Below are 18,874 nucleotides of genomic sequence, written 5' to 3' on the forward strand. Positions count from 1 at the left end.
GTGGCGCGCCCGGACCGTGCAAGGCTGCGCTCGGCCGGCTTCGTCGTGCTGCTCACCGGCCTGTTCGTGCTGGTGAACAGCCAGGTCGTGTACGCGGCCGGCAGCAGTGAGAGCGCAGACCTGCTGGCTCCGCTGAACATCTACTCCTCCGAGGGCGTCCCCATCGACGGGTACGACCTGAACGCCCAGGGCGGCTCCATCGTCGCTTTCAAGACGCAGGCCCTCGCCTTCGCCCTGTCGGGGCTGTTCACCCTGATCCGGCTGCTGGTCGGGCTGGCGGGGTGGGCGATCGAGGTCGCCTTCCGCTTCCCGCTGCTGAAGATCCTCACCCGCCCGGCGCAAAAGGCCGCCGACACCTACGACCACGTGGTCGTCGACGCCCTGGGGCTGAAAGGCCTGCTGCTGGCATGGGCGTTCGTCTTCGCCGGGTTCATGATCGTGCGCGGGCGGGTCGGGCGCGGGCTGGGCGAAATCTTCCTCACCCTGCTCATCGGGGCGCTCGCCGCCTCGGCTCTCATCCGCCCCGACACCCTGCTCTCCCAGGACGGACCGCTGGGACAGGCCCAGCAGGTGGCCGCCGAGGTCGCCCAGCAGAGCGTCGGCTCCTACGACTGGGGCGGCAAGCTCGCCAGCAGCGACCCCTGCGCCGGCATGGCCGCAAAACCCGAAACCACCTGCGAGGAACGTCAGGGCCAAGGGCCCCTGTCGTCAGCTGAAGTGGCCCGCCCGATCCAGGACTCCATCACCAACGCCCTGATCGTCAAGCCGTACATGCTCCTTCAGTACGGGCGCATCCTCGACCCGGCCAGACCTGCCGAGCGCAAGGCCTACGCCGTCCACCTGAAATGGATCACCGGCGGCTACACGGTGGGCAACGCCAAGGTCACCGACGAGGGAAAGCAGACGTGCCGCAAGATTCACGGCCCGGCCAAGAAGTACTGCCAGCGGGGCTACACCGAGGGCGTCACGAACGCCGACGGCAGCGGCCAGGGCATCCCCTCGATGACTCCCGGCAGTGAGCTGCTGGATGCCCCGGCTGCGCTCGTCACCGATGACGACCGTGCTTTCGACGCCTTTTTGACGGACATGAAACGGGCCGGCGACGTCGGCGCGTCCTGCGCCGCCTATGCGCAAAAACCGACCTGGTGGCGGGTCGGCGGCGCTGGGCTGCTGCTCATTGCCGCCCTGTTCATCTGCGGCATGCTGCTGTCCTCGGCGATCGTGCTGCTGGGCGCGCAGGGCATCTGCGCCGCCGCGGCAGCCGTCGGCGGTGTCACCTTCATCGCCGGCATGCTGCCCGGTCCCGCACGCCAGTCGGTGTGGAAGTGGCTGTCGATCTGGGGCATCTGCGGCCTGACCGTGGTCGGGATCTGCGCGTTCGTGCCGTTCTTCGGCATCGCCGTGGACGCCACCCTCACCGACGGCCCCGACCTGATGGTCGAGCGGATCCTGCTGATCGACGTCCTGGCCATCGCGGGCGCGGCCGGACACCGCCGGCTCCTGAGCGGCATCGTCTCCTTCGGCCACCGCATGGCCCTGCGGATGCGCTACGCCAAGGTCGGCGGCACCCACCTGCCCGGCGACACCTCCGAGCTCGGCGCCGCGCTCGCCATGAACTCGCCTGCCGCGCTCGGCGGATACGGCGGGGGCTTGCGCGCCTTCACCGCAGGCGGGGGCGGCCGGTTCGGGCTGCTGGGCACCCGCCAGCGGCTGATGGGTGCGCTGACATCGCTGGCCGACGGAGCAGGCATGGCGGTGGACACCGGCCGCATCCTCGCCGATGCACGCGCCGAAGCCGGGCGCGGGCTCGCGCCCGTCACCGCCGCGGCCGCCGTCGGCGCGATGGGGGCGCGGCTCGCAGGCAAGGGCGGCCACTGGCTGCTGATCGGCCGCAGACCGGACGAGGAGCGGCTGGCCAAGTGGCGCAAGCCCACAGCCGACGACGGCGGCAGCGGAGGCGGGGGCGGCCCTTCCGGCGGCCCCGGCAGGGGACCCCACCGTCCCGGCGGTCCGCCCGACCGCTACCGCAACGAGGACGGCCAGATCATCGACCGCCGTACGGGGCAGGTGCTGCACGACGACCATGGCGACCGCACCCTGCTGTCGACGCGCGCCCACAACCGTCTGGTGCGCTTGCGCGGATACCGCATTCTCCGCCGGGGCGGCCGCGCCGCGTACGGGGTGAGCGTCGGGCTCCCGGCCACGGTGCGCGGGGCCCGCGTCGGCGGATCGCAGTATGCGCACGATGCCCGCCAGCAGGTGCGGGTGTGGGCCAACAGTGTCCGCGAGGACGGCCGGGCCTGGGCCGACGTGGGCCGTCAGGCCGCCTCCCGCCCGGTGCGAAGCCGCCGGTCAGCACCGACAGCTCCGTCGTCCCCGCTTTCGGGCCCGGCGCAGCCCACCCCACGGCCGCGCAGCAGCACCCCCACCAGCGCCCCGCCCGCCGGTCGGCCGGCCTCCGCAGGCCGGTTCACCGAAGGCAGCGGCCCCCCTCCCGAAGACCCTGCATCCCGCAGGCCGGGCCCGGCCCTTCCCGGTGGAGGCAGCGCCCGCGACAGCACACGCGACGAGGCCCGCCGGCGGATGCAGGACCTGCTGCGCCGCACCGCGCCGCACGCCGAACAGCTGCGCCGCGATCAAAGCCGGCCGCAGCCGCCCCAGGACGGTGATCCCCGGTGAAGCGGGCCTCTCGTCTGGCGCGGTGGGCAGGCGTGATCATGCTGCTGCTGTTCGGCGCCGTGTGCTGCGCGGCTCCCCTCTCCCAGGCGCTCAGCGCCTACGCCGCGATGGAGGCCGGCCTGCGAGACAGCGGCGCGATCACCGGCGGTGGCACGACGGCCGGCATCCCGGCGCGGATGCTGGCCGCCTACAAGAAGGCCGCCACGCAGGCCGGCCGGCACGTGCCGGCGTGCAAGGGCATGCGCTGGCCGATCCTGGCCGGAATCGCCAAGGTCGAGTCCAACCACGCCATCGGCCGGAGCATCGCCGCCAACGGAGACATCCGCCCGAAGATCTACGGAGTGCTCCTCAACGGCTCTGGGGCCGGCGGCAACACCACGGCCCTCCCTGACACCGACGGCGGCACCTGGGACGGCACCGCCACCGGGGAGCGCGCGGTGGGGCCCTTTCAGTTCCTGCCCTCCACCTGGCAGGACATCGGCAAGGACGCCAACGGGGACACCAGCGCCGATCCGCACAACGCCGACGACGCCGCGCTCGGTGCCGCCGTCTACCTGTGCGGCAACGGCCGTGACCTGACCAAGCGCCCCCAGCTGAGGGCCGCGATCTTGCAGTACAACCACTCCACCGCATACCTGGAGGACGTGCTGGGCTTCATCGACCAGTACACGGCCGCCCCCAACGGCCCCCGCCTGAACAACACTTCCGCAAAGGTCCGCACCGTCATCGAGACCGCCCTCGCCCAGCGGGGCGTGCCCTACTCGTGGGGCGGCGGCAACGCCCAGGGCGCGTCCTACGGCCTGTGCTGCTCACCCGGCGGCAAGAGCGGCACCGCCATCAAGGGCTTCGACTGCTCGGGGCTGACCCTGTATGCCTACGCCCAGGCCGGCGTCCGGCTTGCGCGCACCGCGGCCGCCCAGGCCGAAGCAGGCAGGCGGATCCCCGCCCGGCTCGGCGTCGGCGCGCTCGCGCCCGGTGACCTTGTCTTCTTCGCTGACGCCCCCGGCCGCGACGCGACGATCTATCACGTTGGGATCTACCTCGGCGGCGGCCAGATGATCAACGCCCCCAGGCCGGGCGCCGTGGTCCGCCTGGACGCGGTCAGCGCCATGCCGGGATACGCGGGAGGGGCCCGGCTGCTATGACCACACCCTCGGCGCGCTCGCCGCGCCTGCTGCTGCTCGCCACCGCGGCCCTGGCCGTGGCAGGAACGGCCCTGCTGACGGTTCCTGATAGGCCGAGTACACCCGCCATCTCGGCTCCACCGCGCTCTGCCGTGCCCACGGCGCCGTTCTCCGGCGGGCGCCCGCCGGAGAACGTTGCCACCTCCTCTGCCACGGTCTCCCCCGCACCGGCGCAGGCGGCCGGTGTGCCCGCGCCGGCGCCGCCCGGCGAGGGTGTGGCCGGTGATGCAGCCATCCAGACGTCACTGCAGGAGGCCTGGCCCGCCGACCTTCCTGACGGCGACGAGCGCAGCCTCCTTCGGGCGGGGCGGGACCTGCTGCGGGCCGACGCCACCGGCGTCGGCCGCGCCCGGTGGCCCGCGCTCTTCGGCGGCCCGCACCAGAGCACCGCGCCGGCGTTCGCCACCGCCGGTTTCCGGATCCAGGCTGCCATCGCCCGCAGCGACAACAGCCCCGACAGGGCCGTGGTGCATCTGGTGTGGGCGGGCACGGACCGCGCCGGCACCTTCACGACCGCCGCCTCACCGACTGGTACTTCACCCGCACATCGGCGAAAGGAGCATCCACGTGGACTGTGCTGCCTCCTGCCTGACCGCCCAAGCCATCGCATCCGCGTCCGGCCCGCTCTTCGCTCTGTTCACCGCCCTGCTCCACACGGCCGCCTGGGTGATCGCCCACTGGTATGCGCTGGCGGCGGCAGCCGCCGCTGCCTGGGCCGTGAGCGAGGCGGTGGTGCGCCACCTGGCACGCAAGGCCTCGGCCGAGCGGATGGCGCTGGAGCTCGTAGCGGAGCGGCACTTCGACCCCGGCCTGGAGGAGATCTTCCGCCGTGGGGTCCAGCTCGCCCGGGCCTCGACGAGCATGCCGTGGTGGGCGCCGCGCCGCTCCAAAGCCGTACAGATCCGGCTGCGTGCCGACGGCTCCCGTGCGCTGCGCTACCGGATCGAGGGACCCGCCGGCGGCGAACGCCTGCTGTCGATCACTCCCTTCGGGCCGGCCGTCACCGTGCAGCGGGCCCGTCCCCTCGCCGACAAGCCGCGTGAGCATGTGGTGCGGGCGGAGTTCATCCTGCGCGGCAAGCCGACGGCGCCGCTGCGCGAGGTGCCGCTGGACCCGGACCCGTTGCAGCCGCTGATCGATGCCGTGTGCGACCTGCGTACGGAACTGGGTGACCTGGCCGAGGTGCGGCTCGACATCCAGCGCTCTCCCAAGTGGGTGCTGCGTGCGCGCCGTGGGCAGCTGATGGCGGACGCCCGCCGCAAAGAGCGCCGTGAGGCACAGCGCTCCGCCAAGTGGGTGCGCCATGACGCAGGCGAGGACTCCTTCGCCTGGCAGCTGCAGCATCTCATCAGCGGCAAGCCAAGCGGGGGCGGCCGCCGTCTGGTCGTGCCACCGGTTGCGCGCCGAGTGGGTCCCCAGGAGGCGCTGGGCAAGCTCGCTGACGACGACCACCTGGTACGTGTGCAGCTGCTCGTGATGTGCGCGTCGAACACCCAAGGGCGGGCCCAGGCACGGCTCGCGCAGCTGCAGGCCGCCTTCGACGTGTTCGGCGGCGGCTCGCGGTGGGCGATGCGCGGCTGGAGTGTGGGCCCCTGGCGGTTCGGGGCGGACCGCTGGCCCAGCCGGCGCGGTTTCGAGCGCCGTTGGCAGCTGGGGCACTGCCAGCCGCCCCGACCGAACTGGGTACGCCTGGAGGAACTGACCGGCCTGCTCAAGCCCCCCACCGTGCACTGCCGGCTGCCGCTGCTCGCCGCGGACCTGCCCACCTTCGAGTTCGACAACCCCCAGTTGCTGCTGCAGGGCATCTACCGCGCCCCCGACGGCCGCCGGCGCCTGGTCGCCAGCCACGCCGACGAGACGCTGTTCGAAGTCGGCGTGGGCAAGGCGGGCGGCGGAAAGACCGAACGCGCCCTCGCTCAGGCGATCGGCTGGGCGCACGCCGGCGGCGGGCTGATGTTCGTCGACCCGCACCGCGACTCCTGGCCCCGCGCCCTGCCGTTCCTGGCCCACGACACGCTGATGCAGCGCATCGCTCTCATCGACCTCAACGCCCACGGACCCACTCCGCAGGTCAGTTGCTGGAACCCGCTCGGCATGCACCAGGGCCAGCGCGCGCACGAGGTCGTCGAGGCCACCGCCGACACCTTCGCCTCCGCGCTCGGCTGGGACGACGCCAGCGCACCACGCGCGCTGACCATCCTCACCGCCGCCCTGGCCGTGCTGGTCGCCCTCAACGAAACCGCCTGCCAAGCCGGCCAGTGCGAAGCCCAGAGCACCATCTTCCACGTGCGGGCCCTGCTCACCGATCCGCTCTTTCGCAGCGCGGCGCTCGCCGGGGTCCAGGGGCGCCTCGATGAGGAGACCTGCTCCTGGTGGCAGACGGTGTTCCCCACCCTGCCCGCCGACTCCTTCGCCGTGGTCCTCAACCCGATCGCCCGCCTCGCCGCCAACCCCGTCACCCGCGCGTTCCTCGGCCAGCCGGCCGGCGTCTACAACATCCGCGCCGCGATGGACTCGGAAATGATCGTGTGGGTGTGCCCGGGCGGCAACGGGCCCACCGACCGCCTGATCACCGCGCTCCTGGCCCGGGATCTGCTGCGCGCCGTACGCTCGCGCCGCGACAGCCCCGTAAGCCGGCGCGTCCCCTTCCGCGCCTACTTCGACGAGCTCATCACTCTCACCGGGGCAGCCCCGGAAACGATCGCCGCAATGTTCGAGGACTTCCGCAAATACCGCGTCCACGTCCACGGTATGACCCAGCTCCTGGCCCGCCTGCCCACCCCGGTGCGCCTGTCTTTGGTGCAGAACGCCTCCACCCTCGCCTCCACCGCCGGCTCGCAGTCCGCCATCGCCGCCGTCACCGCCGAGTGGGGCGAGCATCCCAGCCCTGCCCATGTCGCCGCCCTGGACCGTTACGAGCACTACATGTCGCTGACCGTTCACGGCCGGCGCGTCGGCCCCGTCCAGATCACCGGCGTGCACCTCGACACCGTCTTCGCCGCGTACGCCCGCCCCCGCCAGAGCACGGCCCTGCTGCGCTCAGCCCAGGCCACGGCCGGCACGGCCCCGCTCGATCAGCTCACGGCCCGAGCCGCCGACCAGCTCGCCCGCGTCAGCCGCTTCCTCACCCAGCACACCCCCGCCCTGCCCACAACGCCCCCCGAACAGAAGGGATACCAGTGACCACTCCCGCGCCCCCTGTACAGGCCAGGCACACTCCCAGCCCTCTCGAACCGCTTCCCCACCAGCTCCTGACCGCACTCGCCCAGCACCGCATGGCGACCACCAGCCAGCTCCATACCCTGTTGCGCCCCCACGCCAGCCGGCAGGCCATCTCCCACCCCCTCAACACACTGCGCCGCCGCCAGCTGGTCGGATACACCGTGCTGGCCCGATCGAACGGAGCCCGCGCCTGGTACCTCACCGGCGAAGGCGCCCGTCTCACCCGTGACTTGCCCGCCCTGCGCGGCCGCCCCCCGTACCCGATCACCACCGCCACGGCTGCCTCGCTGAAAACCCCCCACACGCTGACCGTCGTCCGCACCCACCTGGCCTTCGTCACCGATGCCCGCCGTCACGGCGACGAACACGGCCCCCTCGACTGGACCCCCGAGGTCTCCCACCCGCTCGGCGACGGCGAGCGCCTCATCGCCGACGCGGTCCTGCGCTACACACTCAACCGCGGCGAACAGCGCACCAAGCTGCGGGCGTTCGCCGAGATCGACCGGAGCACCATGGGCAGCGAACGCCTCGCCTCCAAGCTCATCGAGTACGCACGCCTGTGGTCCTGCCAGTCGCAGCCCGCCGGCCGCCGGCACCGCGCGCAAACCCTCGCCGGGCCCGCATGGCTGCGCTGGTACCCCGTCTTTCCCCGGGTGCTGTTCGTACTGACCGGCGCCTCCCGCACCGTCCTGAGCCACCGCATCAGCGACCTGCAGGCCATGACCGCCCAGCATCCGCTCGTCAATGCCCTCGCCCGGCAGGTACCGCTGGGCGCGGCAGTCCTGGACGACCTCGAACTGCGCGGGCCCTCCAGCAGGGTGTGGACGCCCCTCCTGGGCGGCACGCCACGGCCGTGGACCGAGCTGTGACACCAGCAGAGGGTGAAGGAATGTCGCAGCCCTGCAACAGCCCCACAACCCACTCGACTTCACATTAGCGAACAGATAGTTTACGGCTGCACACCGCAAGGGCGGCGGACAACCGTCCCGCCCGAAGAGATATGGGAGAAGCCAGATGAAGCCGGTGAGCAACGCGATTCGCCAGGGCGAAGACAGCTGGAGCCAGACGCCGTCCACCCCGACCCGGTCCGTCAGCCAGGTCGGGGACGCATGGGTACTGCAGGGGGCCGGAGACTACGACCTGACCGACCTCAACGAGTTACGCCGCCGGTTCCCCGACCGGCGAGTCACCCTCGACGCAGACATGATCATCGTCTGGCCGCCCTTCACCCCCGCCGAACCGAACCCGGCACATCACCGCCCGGTCCCCCACTCCGGCACGGAACAGGGGCAGCCGGTCCGTTTCCCCCACCCCATTCCGGCCACTTCACCTCACTCACCCCAGCAGCACCAAGGGCCCCAGCCCCGGCCCGTCACGCACCCCGCACAGGGAGCCGACGCCGCTGAAGCACCGGAACACCCCACAGAAATCCCCTCAATCCGGCCCGCAGCACACCAGCCCACACGCCACGACACCCCGCCGCAGCACCATCACGCACACCTGACCTGCACAGCCAAAAGCCAACACCGGCAGCCGGGTTGACAAACAAACCCTCGAGGCCGCCCGCAGGCATATGCATAGCTTGTCGTTGCGCAAAGGCACTCACCACACAACCGGCCTGCAGCACCACGAGTCCAGCCCACACCCCCCCAGGAAGCAGACGCCCGTCAGGGTGTGCACGCGAGGAGACAGCCGTGACACGCCGGGCACATCGCCCGCCCGTCGCATCCCTCGCACCGCACAGCACCGGCTCCAAGAGCTGCAGCCCCTGCAGCACACGCCAGCCAAGTCACCGCCTGCTTCCCCGCCGCAGACCGCACCGGCCGATCCAGATCACAGCAGCCACTGTCTCGAAAGGATGAGGAATTGAGCAGGCCCCGCGCACGCGCCGACGCCGCACCAAGCAACGTTCACCAGCATCGCGTTGCCCGCCCTGTGGCCCCGCCGCGGGTGTCGGCTCGCAGGCGCCGGCCGGGTGTCATCGCACTGTCGCTCGCACTGATCGGTGCCGGCGGGGCCGGTGCCGCGGTACTGCTGCTCCAGGTCGGCGACCGCACCGAAGTGGTGACCGTGGTGCGCGACGTCCAGGTCGGCCAGGTCCTCACGGAAGGCGACCTGGGCACCGCCTCGATCGCCCTGGACCCCGCGGTCAAAACGGTGCGCAGTGACGACCTGGACCTGGTGGTGGGCCAACGCGCTGCCGTGGAACTCAGACCCGGCTCTCTCCTGGCACCGTCGCAGGTGACGAAAGACTCGCTGGTCAAGACGGGTGAGCAGTTGGTACCGATCGGGCTGGAGCCCAAGCAGATCCCTGCCACCGCGCTGGTACCGGGGCAGAAGGTCCAACTGGTACAGGTGCCGGCCCAGTCGGCGGCGGACACCGGCCAGACACCCCCCGCCGCGCCCCGCACCATCGCCGGGCGGGTCGTGAAGGCCTCGGGAGCCGCGCCCGGCACCGGGATCATGGTGGTTGACGTCGCCACGTCCGCTGCCGACGGCCCCACGGCAGCCGCCTGGGTGGCCGCCGGCACCTTACGTCTGGTCCTCGCCGCTGCGGACGGCAGCTGATGGCTGTCATCGCCCTGGCGGGCTGCAGTGGTGCGCCGGGAGTGACCACGAGCGCACTCGCCCTGCTGCTGTCCTGGCCCCTGGCACCGGGCCGGCGGCTGGTCCTGGCCGAGTGCGATCCGGACGGCGGGGCCGTGCTGCACGGCCTGCTACAAGGCACCCTCGGCGACCGCTACGGACTGCGCAACCTCTCCGTCGCCGCCCGCCAGGGCGACCTCGGCGACGCCTTCTGGCGTCAGCTGATCGATTTGAGCGGCGAGGACGGCGCGCAGGATGCGCCGCGTGACCGGCTGCTGCTTCCGGGCCTCAGCGATCCTTCTCAGGCGGCGAGCCTGGAGCCGGTATGGAAGGCACTGGGGGTCATCTTCCGCGGCATCGACGCCGAGCACGGACACGACGTCCTGATCGACCTGGGCCGAACCGGGGCTTTCGGAGCGTGCGGCGTGCTGGCCGAGCAGGCCGACGCGGTGCTGGTGGTGGTGCGCAATACGCTGCGCTGCCTGCAGGCGGCGCAGGGCCGGGTGCGCGCCCTGCTGGAGCGGGTCGGGGACGTCGGGCTGGTGGTCATCGGTGAAGGGCCGTATCCGGCGGGCGAGGTGCAGCGCGTGCTGCAGGTGCCGGTAGTGGCGAGCCTGCCGTACACGCCGAAGGACGCCCGGGTGCTGTCCGACGGAGCCGAGCAGCCGCGTCACTTCACCAGGTCACCGCTGATGAAGGCCGCCAGGACCAGCGGCACGCTGCTGATGCAGCACGCTGCACTGCGGCGGGCGCGCCTGGATCCGGCCGGCCGGCACGGCGCAGGTCACGGGGTGAACCGTGCGCGGTAAGCCCCTGCACACCGATCCCATCGTCGCCGCGGTTCCCGGCCCGCCCCCGCTGCGGCGGCCGCGGCCGCCGCAGGCGAACGGCAGCCCGCCGGCCGCGCCTGGTGCTGCCTCAAGCAGGCAGCTGCTCGGTGCCGCGGCGCCTCGGGCCAGCGTCGATTACGAGGTCGCCCGGCAGATCGCGGGCCAGGTCGCCAAGCAGCGCGAGGAGTTGCTGAAGACGACGCCCGCGATGGACCGGGCGAGCGAAGAGCAGCGTTGCCTGGACTGGATCAATGAGGCCGTCGCCTTGTGGTCGGACGCTCACGCGATGGGGCCGCAGGCCGATGAGGCATTGCGGCGTGCGGTCTACGACCTGCTCTTCCGGGCTGGCCGGCTCCAGCCGTACTTGGACGACGAGCGGGTCGAGGACATCATCATCCAGGGTCCGGGTGAGGTGTGGCTCGACTACGGCAACGGTGAACGCCGCATGGTCGGCGCGATCGCAGAGTCGGAAGAAGAACTGCTCGAGCTGCTGCGGGAGTTGGCAAGGAGTTCGGGACACAGCGAGCGCACCATCTCCACAGCTCATCCCACCCTGGCGCTGTCCTTGCAGGACGGCTCGCGCCTTCAGGCCATCACCGGACTGGGGCCCATGACATACGCGGTCATCCGCCGTCACCGGGTTTCCCAGGCCGATCTCGACGACCTGGTGCGGCTGGGCACGATCGATCCCATCCTGCGCGAGTTCCTCGGCGCGTGTGTGCGCGCAGAGAAGAACATCATGATCGCGGGAAAGCAGAAGGCCGGGAAGACCACGCTGCTCAGGGCGATGCTCAAGGAGTTCCCTGCCCAGACACGGTTCGCCACCCTGCAGACCGAGGACGAGCTGTTCGCCCACACAAGCGGCCACCACCGCCAGGTCGTCTCCCTGATCGGGCGGGAGTCCAACGGGGAGAAGGACCTCACCGGCCGCGGCGCCGGGGAGGTCACCCTGCTGGATCTGATGCATCCGGCGCTGCGGATGTCGCTGGAGCGGATCGTGGTCGGCGAGGTCCGCGGCCCGGAAGTCGTCGCCATGATGCAGGCGCTCACCAACGGCTCGGGCGGCAACCTGTGCACCATCCACGCGCGTCGCCCGGACATCATCTTTGACCGGATCGCCGAGCTGTATGCGCTCGCCCAGGGCAACCTGTCGGAGCAGCTCGCCTACCGGCAGACAGCAAACGGCCTGGACTTCATCGTGTACGTCGACATGACGGACGAGACGCAGATCGGCGGACGCCGCCACCGTTACGTCTCCCACGTGCTGGAGCTGACCGGGATCGGCGAGTCCGGCCGCCCCGCCACGAACGAGGTCTTCTCCCCCGGGCTGGACTTCGGTGAGCTGCGTGCCGTGCCGCGGATGGACCCCGGCTGCGTCGACGACCTGCGCCGTGTCGGCTTCGACTCGGCGCTGCTGCAGCAGTGCTACGGAGCCTGGCAGGCTCCTTTGCCGCTGAAGGTGAGGGCTGGCCGATGACCTTGCTGTGGGGGCTGTGGTGCGGCATGGCCGTGATGGGCGGGCTGATCGGCGTCGTCGCGGGCCTGGTGGGTACGACGGCGCCGCGCCGGGCTCCGCTGCGGCAGCGGTGGCAGGCCTTGCGCGCCGGAAAGGAAAGGGGTGCTCAGGCCCGGCTGCGGCAGCGGACCCTGACAGGTGCGTCCGTGCTCGTGTTCGCGCTCGTGTGGCTGGTCTCGGGAAACTTTGTGGGCGGTGCGCTGCTGGGCACGGCGGTGATCGGTGTGCCCTGGCTGATCGCCCCCGCTTACAGGGCGCAGGAACGCATCGGCCAGCTGGAGGCCTTGAGTGAGTGGACTCAGCGTCTGGCCGGCCTGCTCCGGCTCGGCATGGGGGTGGAACAGGCGATGATGACCAGCCGCAAGGGCGCGCCGGACGAGCTCGCCACGCAGATCACCAATCTGTCCGACCGGCTGCGTCTGGGCTGGCGGCCGGAGCCGGCGCTGCGTGCCTTCGGTGACGAGCTGGACGACGTCACCGCGGACAAGGTGGTCGCAGCCCTGTTGCTGTCGGTCAACGACCGCGGCCCCGGTCTGGCCCAGGCCTTGGAGGATCTGGCGGGCACCGTCCGCGAGGAGGTCGCAGGCAAGCGGAAAGTCGAGGCGGACAGGGCCAAGTCCAGGACGACGGTGCGGTGGATGACCTTCATCACCGCGGGCATCGTGGTGGCCGGGTTCTTCGTGCCGTCCTACACCGCGCCGTACGCCACGCTGCTCGGTCAGCTCGTCCTCGCCCTCGCGACAGCCGGCTTCATCGGTGTGCTCGCCCTGATGCGGCAGCTGGGCCTCTTCCGCCGCATTCCCCGCTTTTTGATCACCGACGCTGCGAGCACGGTCCGGCTGCCCGCACCGACACCAAAGGCGTCCGCCGACGCCGCCGGCCGCGCGCAGGAAGGACTCCCGTCGTGAACCTGTTTCCCGCCGTGGCGGCCGGCACTGCCGCCGGCGCAGGTCTCGCCTTGCTGATGCGTGAACTCCTTGCCTTCCAGCCCGCGTTGGGGCCCGCTCTCACCCGCAGCGCACCGGCCACGCTCGCCGCCGCCGTGCAAGCGGAGCCGGAGCGCGAGGAGCGGTGGGGACGGTGGCTGCTGGAGCGCCTGGGCCGTGTGCCCGGTGTGAGGATCCCGGCGACGGACTTGGCGCTGCTGGGGCAGGGCCCGGGCCAGTTCATGCTGAAGAAGACGGCGCTGGCCGGGCTCGGGCTGCTCTGCCCGGTGATCGCCGCCATTCCGTGGATCATTGCAGGGGTCTCCCTGCCGTTCTATGTGCCGGCCGCCGTCGGACTCCTGCTGGCGGGAGTGCTGTTCCTCACTCCCGATCTGGCGGTACGCGACCAGGCCAAGCGGGCCCGGCAGGAGTTCCTGCACGCGCTGTCCGCCTACCTGGACCTGGTCGCGCTCAAGCGGGCCGCCGACGCCGGTCCCGCACAAGCTCTGGAAAAGGCCGCCGATGTCGGCCGCGGCTGGCCCTTCCTGTACCTGCAAGGGGCACTGCGTCGGGCCCGGCTGGAGAAGATTCCCCCGTACCAGGCGCTCAGCGAACTGGCCGCCGCGTACGACCTGCCCGTCCTGGACGACGTCGCCGACATCATGCGGGGCTCGGCCACCGACGGTGCTGCCGTCTACAAAGCTCTGCGGGCCCGCAGCGCAGCGCTCAGCAGCGAGCTGCTGGCCGATCAAGCCGCAGAAGCCAATGCCGCCAGCGAGAAGATGACCGCTCCGGGAGCCCTGCTCGCCGTGCTGGTCATGCTCTTGATGGCCTTCCCTGCGGTGATCCGCATGCTCACCGTGTGACCTCACCCCTCGGTCCAAGCCGTTGACCCTCATGTGGAGGAGCCCCATGAAACACACCGCAATGCGTTTACACAGGGCGCTGGCCGGCGCGGCGCAATGGGCGGCTGCGCGGCTGGAAGAAGGCCGGCAGGAACGGGCCCGCCGCCCCGACAGCGGTGACATCAGCATCACCACCGTCATCATCTGGGTGGCCGCCGTCGCCGGCGCCGTGCTGATCGCCGGGACCATCGCCATCGTGGTCGGCAAGTACAACGGCAAGCTCTCCGGGCTGTGATGCAGCCGCTGAAGTACTGGTGGCAGCGGCGCAGCGGTGACGACCGCGGTGACGCCTCCCTCCAGATGGCGATCGTCTTCCCCTTCGTGCTGCTGACCACGGTGGCCGTCATCCAGGCTTCGATGTGGTACTACGCACGCCAGATCGCCCTGACAGCTGCTCGCGAGGGCCTCACTGCGGCCCGCTCCTACCAGTTGGGCCCGGCCGAGGGCGCGGCTAGGGCACGGCAGGTGCTCGGGCGCACGGCAGGCGACAGCCTGCTCGGCTACAGCGTTTCGGTCAGCAGCGACGGCCAGCGGGTGCGGGTGCACGTATCGGGCACGGCCATGTCGATGATCCCCGGCGTCTCGGGCCTGCAGGTGACCCAGTCGGCTTCCGGCCCTGTGGAGCGCTGGACGGAGCCGGCCGAATGAACGCCTTGCACCGCGCGCCCCGACGGGTTCGCAGGCTCGGTGGTGACGAGGGCAGCGCCGCCGTCGAAGCAGCCGTCATCGTCCCCTCGCTGATCATGTTTGTGTGTCTGGCCATCGCCGGAGGACGCCTGGTCACGTCAGGGGCGAAGATCGACGCCGCAGCGCAGGACGCCGCACGGCAGGCGTCCTTGCACCGCACGGCGGCGGCCGCCCACCGCGGTGCGCACGCGGCGGCCGAGGAATCCCTCCACGACCAGGGCATCGCCTGCGCCTCGACATCCGTCAGCGTCAACGCCAGCGCCCTGAGCGTGCCGGTCGGCCAGGTAGGCACCGTCACCGTGACCGTGACGTGCACCGTCAACCTGTCGGATCTGCTGCTGCCCGGCATGCCGGGGACCCGCACGCTCACCTCGACCGCCACCTCGGTGGTGGACCAGTACCGGCAGCGAGGTGGGTGATGTCCGTGCGGCAGCCCGGAGCGAACCGCACTGCTCGAGGTGACCGGGGAGGTGTCACCGTGTTCGTCGCCGTGTGCGTGCTTGCACTGATCGCCGTCATCGGTGTCTCCGTCGACGGCGGCAGCAAAATGCGCGCCCTCGATCGCGCCGACTACATCGCCGGCGAGGCAGCCCGGGCCGGCGGACAGGCCATCGCCCCCGCCGAGGCCATCACCGGCCGCGCGATCGTCGTGGACGCGCAGGCCGCCCAGGCTGCCGCCCTGGCCTACCTGCGCTCCGCAGGCACCGCCGGGACGGTCAGCGTGTCCGACGACGGCACAACCCTCACCGTCACCGTCACCGGCTCCTGCAGCACGACGTTCCTGTCGGCGGTCGGCATCGGCTCGCTGCCGGTGACGGGCCAGGGCAAGGCCACCCTCCTGCACGGCGTCACCGCACCCGACGAAGGAAACTGATGCGCCCCACCCACTCCCCCGCCGCAGCAGCCGGCCGCACCCTGGGCCGGGTCATCACAGCCACTCTGAGTCTGCTGGTCCTGGCCGCCGCGCTCGCCGGGCTGCCCCTGCTGCTGATGTGGGCCACCCCCGTCATCTGGGCCTCCACCCACGACGACCTCACCCACCTGCTCGACCGGCAGGACACCGCCGCAGCCTTCCTGCTGCTGCTCGTCGCGGCCGGCTGGGCGGGCTGGGCCCAGTTCGCGTTCTGCACGGCAGGCGAACTGATCGCCCAGCTGCGGGGTCGGACCTGGCACGCCCCGCGGGGCCTGGGCACCTCGCAGCGCACTGCGGCCCTGCTGATCGGCAGCATCCTGGTGCTGCTGCCCGCGAGTTCGGCGCTGGCTTTCGATGCCCAGGCCGCACCGGCCCCCACCGCAGCCCGCCTGCCCGGCACAGACGAGGCCCACCAGGTGGCCGAAGCCGCTCAGGTCTCAGCGTCCGATCCCGGCGCGCCAGCGCAACGCACCTCGTACACGGTGCGTGAGAGGCGGCCGGCCGAAAGCCTGTGGGGCATCGCGCAACAGCAGCTGGGGGACGGCGAGCGGTGGCGGGAGATCGCCGCCCTGAACGAGGGCCGCATCATGGCGGACGGCCAGGTGTTCAAGGCCAACGGTTTCCTGCGGCCGGGATGGCAACTCGACATGCCCGCCACCCCAGCAGCCGGCTCCGTCCGTGCGCAGCTGGGTGAAGGCGCTGCCTCGTCTGCTGCCGACGCGGATGTGGTCGTCACCGTCCACTCGGGCCAGTACCTGTCGACGATCGCGCAGGAGGAGCTCGGCGATGCCAACGCATGGCCGCAGCTGTTCGAGGCCAGCCGGGGCGAGCCCCAGCCGCACGGTCTGCCCGTGATTGCCGACCCCGACGTGATCTATGCGGGGCAGCAGGTCACGGTGCCCGGCGGCCAGCACGGCCGACTGCCGGACGACGGCCCGGCCGGCAGCCAGGAGCGCACTCCGCCAGCCGCCCCCAAACCGGGCACCGGCACGGGGGACGAGCACACACCCCTGCCCAGCCAGGAGACGCAACCCGCGCCGCATCCCCCGTCCCCCAGCACGTCGGGCAGCCTGCCGCCCCGGCAGCCAGGCAAGCAGCAGAGTTCCCCCTCCGCAGCGGCCCCCGCCACGCCCCGGCCCGGCGCCGGCGCTCCTTCGCCCGCCGCTTCCGCCCCTGAGCCGTCCGGCGCCGCTGCTTCCCCGGCCTCCCCAGCGCCCGCGCCCTCCGCTGCGGATCCGTCGGACACTGCGCTGAGCCTGCGCCGTGTTCTTGGCGCCGGGGCCCTGCTGGCCGCCGCCGTCACCAGCGCGCTCGCCCTGCGCAGGACACTGCAGCGCCGCCGCCGCAAACCCGGCGAGACGATCACCATCACCCCACAGACCTCTGCTGCAGAGGCCCAGCTGGCGGCGGCCTGCGAACCCGACGCAACAGCCCGGCTCGACAGGGCACTGCGGACCTTGGCCCACACGCTGGAACAGCAGAGCAACCCGGCCGGCCTGCCCCGCCTGCGGGCCGCGCAGATCGGCTCGCGCACGGTGCAGGTGCTGCCCGAAGACCTCACGCAAGAGCCGCAGCCACCCTTCACGGCAGGGCAGGACGGCTGGTGGACCCTGGCAGCAGACGCCGCCCTTCTGGAGGAGGACACCGCCCGCCAGATACCGGCGCCCTACCCGGCCCTGGTCACCATCGGCCACACCACCGCAGGCGACCTCCTGCTGCTCAACCTTGCCCAGATGCCCGCCGTACTGCTGGACGGCAACCCCGTCCACATCACCGAGATGTGCACCTCACTCGCCCTCGAGCTGGCCATGAGCCCCTGGGCCAGCAACGTCGAGATCGTCACGATCGGTTTCGGCGAAGACCTGCCGCAACTGCTGCCCACCGCACGGATCGCCCACATGCGCCAGGCCACACACGCGCTGCGCGATCTGAGCGAACGGCTGCTGGAAGCCCACCAGATGCCCGACGCCCGCCACCAGCCCTACCTGCTGCTGTGCGCATCCGCACTCGACGCCGACACAGCCTGGGAGTTCGCCGAGGTCATCGACAAAGCGGCAGCCGTACCCGTCACCCTCATCGCACCCGCGGCCACGGCGGCCGCACACTTCCCCCACGCGGACATCGTCAACGCCTCGCTCGACGAACCGCAGCATCTCGACCACCTCGGCACCGAGATCACGGTGCAACGCCTGGCTCACGCCGCGTACCTTCAGATCACCACCGCGCTGAAGGTGTCCGCACAACCGGCTCATCCCGCCCAAGGCCCCTGGCAGGACGTTCCCGACGAACCCGAGAACAGGCCCCCGCACAGGCACCACGGGCCGCAGGAACCCGCCGTTCCCGCTGCCGACACCACCCCCAGCCCCGCGCCGGCCCAAGAACTGAGCACCGTCTTCCCGGCGCTGATCGGCGCCACCACCGACCCGGCCGGGCTGCGTCTTTCGACCGCCGGCCACGCCCCGGCCGAGGCAACACCCACGGCAGGCACCGCCCCGGCTGCACCCCCGGACACGGAGGTGGGTGAGGTCCCCGACCTGCACGCACCCGAGATCCGCGTTCTGGGCCCGGTCCAGGTCACCGACGTCGCCAGCACCGGCCACGGCCCCCGAATGGCACAACTGGCCGCCCTGCTCTACTTCAGACCCGGACGCAGCGCGGATGTCCTGTGCTGCGACATGGACCCCTTAAGCCCCTGGTCACCGAGCACCCTCAACGCCCGGATGCACGACCTGCGCCGCTCCCTGGGCAACGACCCCACAGGCCACCCCTACGTGCCCCGCCGCAAATCCGCTCAGGATCCCTACCGCCTCGCCCCCGGCGTGCGCTGCGACTGGAGCCGCTTCCTGCACCTCGTCGAACACGCACTCCCCCAGGGCCCAGCCGGCCTGCCCCAACTGGAAGAGGCACTCGAGCTGGTACGCGGCAAGCCCTTCGGAGGCAGACCCCTGCCCTGGGCCGAACCCAGCCAACAGGAAATGATCACGCGCATCATCGACACAGCCCACACCGTGGCCAACTACCGCACCGCTACGGGCCCCCACCACGACCTCAGCGCCGCACGCCAGGCCATCACGACCGGACTCGACGTCGACGACACGGCAGAACTGCTGTACCGCGACTGGCTCCGGATCGAACACGCAGCAGGCAACCGGCAAGGCCTGCACACCGCCATCACTCGCCTCCAACACATCAACCGGAGGCTGGACTGCTCCCTCGAACCGGAAACCGAAGACCTCATCAACACCCTCCTGAACCCCGGCAATCAGCCATGACCCCACCCGCCATGCACACCGTTCGCCGCCCTGCACCCCTCACCCGGACGCCCCGCATCCCGGCCGTCTTACCCACTGACAGCCACCCGACCCGGCTCCACCGCACAACGGCACACCACCAGCAGCGGGCCTCCCGGCCCTCCCACGCCCCCCT

The 18,874-nt window shown here is 71.5% G+C and carries 14 protein-coding genes; all 14 read left to right on the forward strand.

What is annotated here, in order from left to right; genetic code table 11:
• On the forward strand, positions 1-2,679 hold the full coding sequence (locus Saso_RS36675; RefSeq protein ID WP_189928022.1) for a hypothetical protein: 2,679 nt from the start codon (positions 1-3) through the stop codon (positions 2,677-2,679).
• Between the two features lie 38 nt (positions 2,680-2,717).
• Positions 2,718-3,824 (forward strand): C40 family peptidase, encoded by a 1,107-nt coding sequence (locus Saso_RS36680; RefSeq protein ID WP_189928042.1) that lies wholly within the window; start codon positions 2,718-2,720, stop codon positions 3,822-3,824.
• A 606-nt stretch (positions 3,825-4,430) separates the two neighbouring features.
• Complete coding sequence (locus tag Saso_RS36685; protein ID WP_189928023.1) at positions 4,431-7,046, forward strand: ATP/GTP-binding protein; 2,616 nt, start codon at positions 4,431-4,433, stop codon at positions 7,044-7,046.
• Positions 7,043-7,954 (forward strand): replication-relaxation family protein, encoded by a 912-nt coding sequence (locus Saso_RS36690; protein WP_229901581.1) that lies wholly within the window; start codon positions 7,043-7,045, stop codon positions 7,952-7,954. The genes Saso_RS36685 and Saso_RS36690 overlap by 4 nt, the downstream gene beginning before the upstream one ends.
• 1,081 nt (positions 7,955-9,035) lie before the next feature.
• Positions 9,036-9,653 (forward strand): SAF domain-containing protein, encoded by a 618-nt coding sequence (locus Saso_RS36695; RefSeq protein ID WP_229901582.1) that lies wholly within the window; start codon positions 9,036-9,038, stop codon positions 9,651-9,653.
• Positions 9,653-10,480 (forward strand): hypothetical protein, encoded by an 828-nt coding sequence (locus Saso_RS36700; RefSeq protein WP_189928025.1) that lies wholly within the window; start codon positions 9,653-9,655, stop codon positions 10,478-10,480. Before Saso_RS36695 ends, Saso_RS36700 begins: the two co-directional genes overlap by 1 nt.
• On the forward strand, positions 10,470-11,978 hold the full coding sequence (locus tag Saso_RS36705) for a CpaF family protein (protein ID WP_372442550.1): 1,509 nt from the start codon (positions 10,470-10,472) through the stop codon (positions 11,976-11,978). The genes Saso_RS36700 and Saso_RS36705 overlap by 11 nt, the downstream gene beginning before the upstream one ends.
• The gene (locus Saso_RS36710; protein WP_189928026.1) at positions 11,975-12,925 is read left to right on the forward strand and encodes a type II secretion system F family protein; all 951 of its coding nucleotides are present in this window, start codon (positions 11,975-11,977) and stop codon (positions 12,923-12,925) included. The genes Saso_RS36705 and Saso_RS36710 overlap by 4 nt, the downstream gene beginning before the upstream one ends.
• The gene (locus tag Saso_RS36715) at positions 12,922-13,809 is read left to right on the forward strand and encodes a type II secretion system F family protein (protein WP_189928027.1); all 888 of its coding nucleotides are present in this window, start codon (positions 12,922-12,924) and stop codon (positions 13,807-13,809) included. Before Saso_RS36710 ends, Saso_RS36715 begins: the two co-directional genes overlap by 4 nt.
• A gap of 46 nt (positions 13,810-13,855) precedes the next feature.
• Entirely contained in the window at positions 13,856-14,083 is a 228-nt protein-coding gene (locus tag Saso_RS36720; RefSeq protein WP_189928028.1) for a hypothetical protein, read from the forward strand.
• Complete coding sequence (locus tag Saso_RS36725; protein WP_268253266.1) at positions 14,083-14,496, forward strand: TadE/TadG family type IV pilus assembly protein; 414 nt, start codon at positions 14,083-14,085, stop codon at positions 14,494-14,496. Before Saso_RS36720 ends, Saso_RS36725 begins: the two co-directional genes overlap by 1 nt.
• Positions 14,493-14,954, forward strand: a complete 462-nt coding sequence (locus Saso_RS36730; protein WP_189928029.1) for a TadE/TadG family type IV pilus assembly protein — start codon at positions 14,493-14,495, stop codon at positions 14,952-14,954. The genes Saso_RS36725 and Saso_RS36730 overlap by 4 nt, the downstream gene beginning before the upstream one ends.
• Positions 14,954-15,409, forward strand: coding sequence for a pilus assembly protein TadG-related protein (locus Saso_RS36735; protein WP_189928030.1), 456 nt, complete (start codon positions 14,954-14,956; stop codon positions 15,407-15,409). Before Saso_RS36730 ends, Saso_RS36735 begins: the two co-directional genes overlap by 1 nt.
• Complete coding sequence (locus Saso_RS36740; RefSeq protein WP_189928031.1) at positions 15,409-18,720, forward strand: LysM peptidoglycan-binding domain-containing protein; 3,312 nt, start codon at positions 15,409-15,411, stop codon at positions 18,718-18,720. Before Saso_RS36735 ends, Saso_RS36740 begins: the two co-directional genes overlap by 1 nt.
• Positions 18,721-18,874: the final 154 nt, after the last annotated feature.

It is taken from the genome of Streptomyces asoensis (assembly GCF_016860545.1).
In the GTDB taxonomy this organism is placed as follows: Bacteria; Actinomycetota; Actinomycetes; order Streptomycetales; family Streptomycetaceae; genus Streptomyces; species Streptomyces asoensis.

What these genes read in the sequence shown, in the direction of transcription:
- Saso_RS36740 (WP_189928031.1), top strand. Translation starts at nt 15,409, where the DNA reads ATGCGCCCCACCCACTCCCCCGCCGCAGCAGCCGGCCGCACCCTGGGC.
- Saso_RS36730 (WP_189928029.1), top strand. Translation starts at nt 14,493, where the DNA reads ATGAACGCCTTGCACCGCGCGCCCCGACGGGTTCGCAGGCTCGGTGGT.
- Saso_RS36720 (WP_189928028.1), top strand. Translation starts at nt 13,856, where the DNA reads ATGAAACACACCGCAATGCGTTTACACAGGGCGCTGGCCGGCGCGGCG.
- Saso_RS36735 (WP_189928030.1), top strand. Translation starts at nt 14,954, where the DNA reads ATGTCCGTGCGGCAGCCCGGAGCGAACCGCACTGCTCGAGGTGACCGG.
- Saso_RS36725 (WP_268253266.1), top strand. Translation starts at nt 14,083, where the DNA reads ATGCAGCCGCTGAAGTACTGGTGGCAGCGGCGCAGCGGTGACGACCGC.
- Saso_RS36710 (WP_189928026.1), top strand. Translation starts at nt 11,975, where the DNA reads ATGACCTTGCTGTGGGGGCTGTGGTGCGGCATGGCCGTGATGGGCGGG.
- Saso_RS36700 (WP_189928025.1), top strand. Translation starts at nt 9,653, where the DNA reads ATGGCTGTCATCGCCCTGGCGGGCTGCAGTGGTGCGCCGGGAGTGACC.
- Saso_RS36680 (WP_189928042.1), top strand. Translation starts at nt 2,718, where the DNA reads ATGCTGCTGCTGTTCGGCGCCGTGTGCTGCGCGGCTCCCCTCTCCCAG.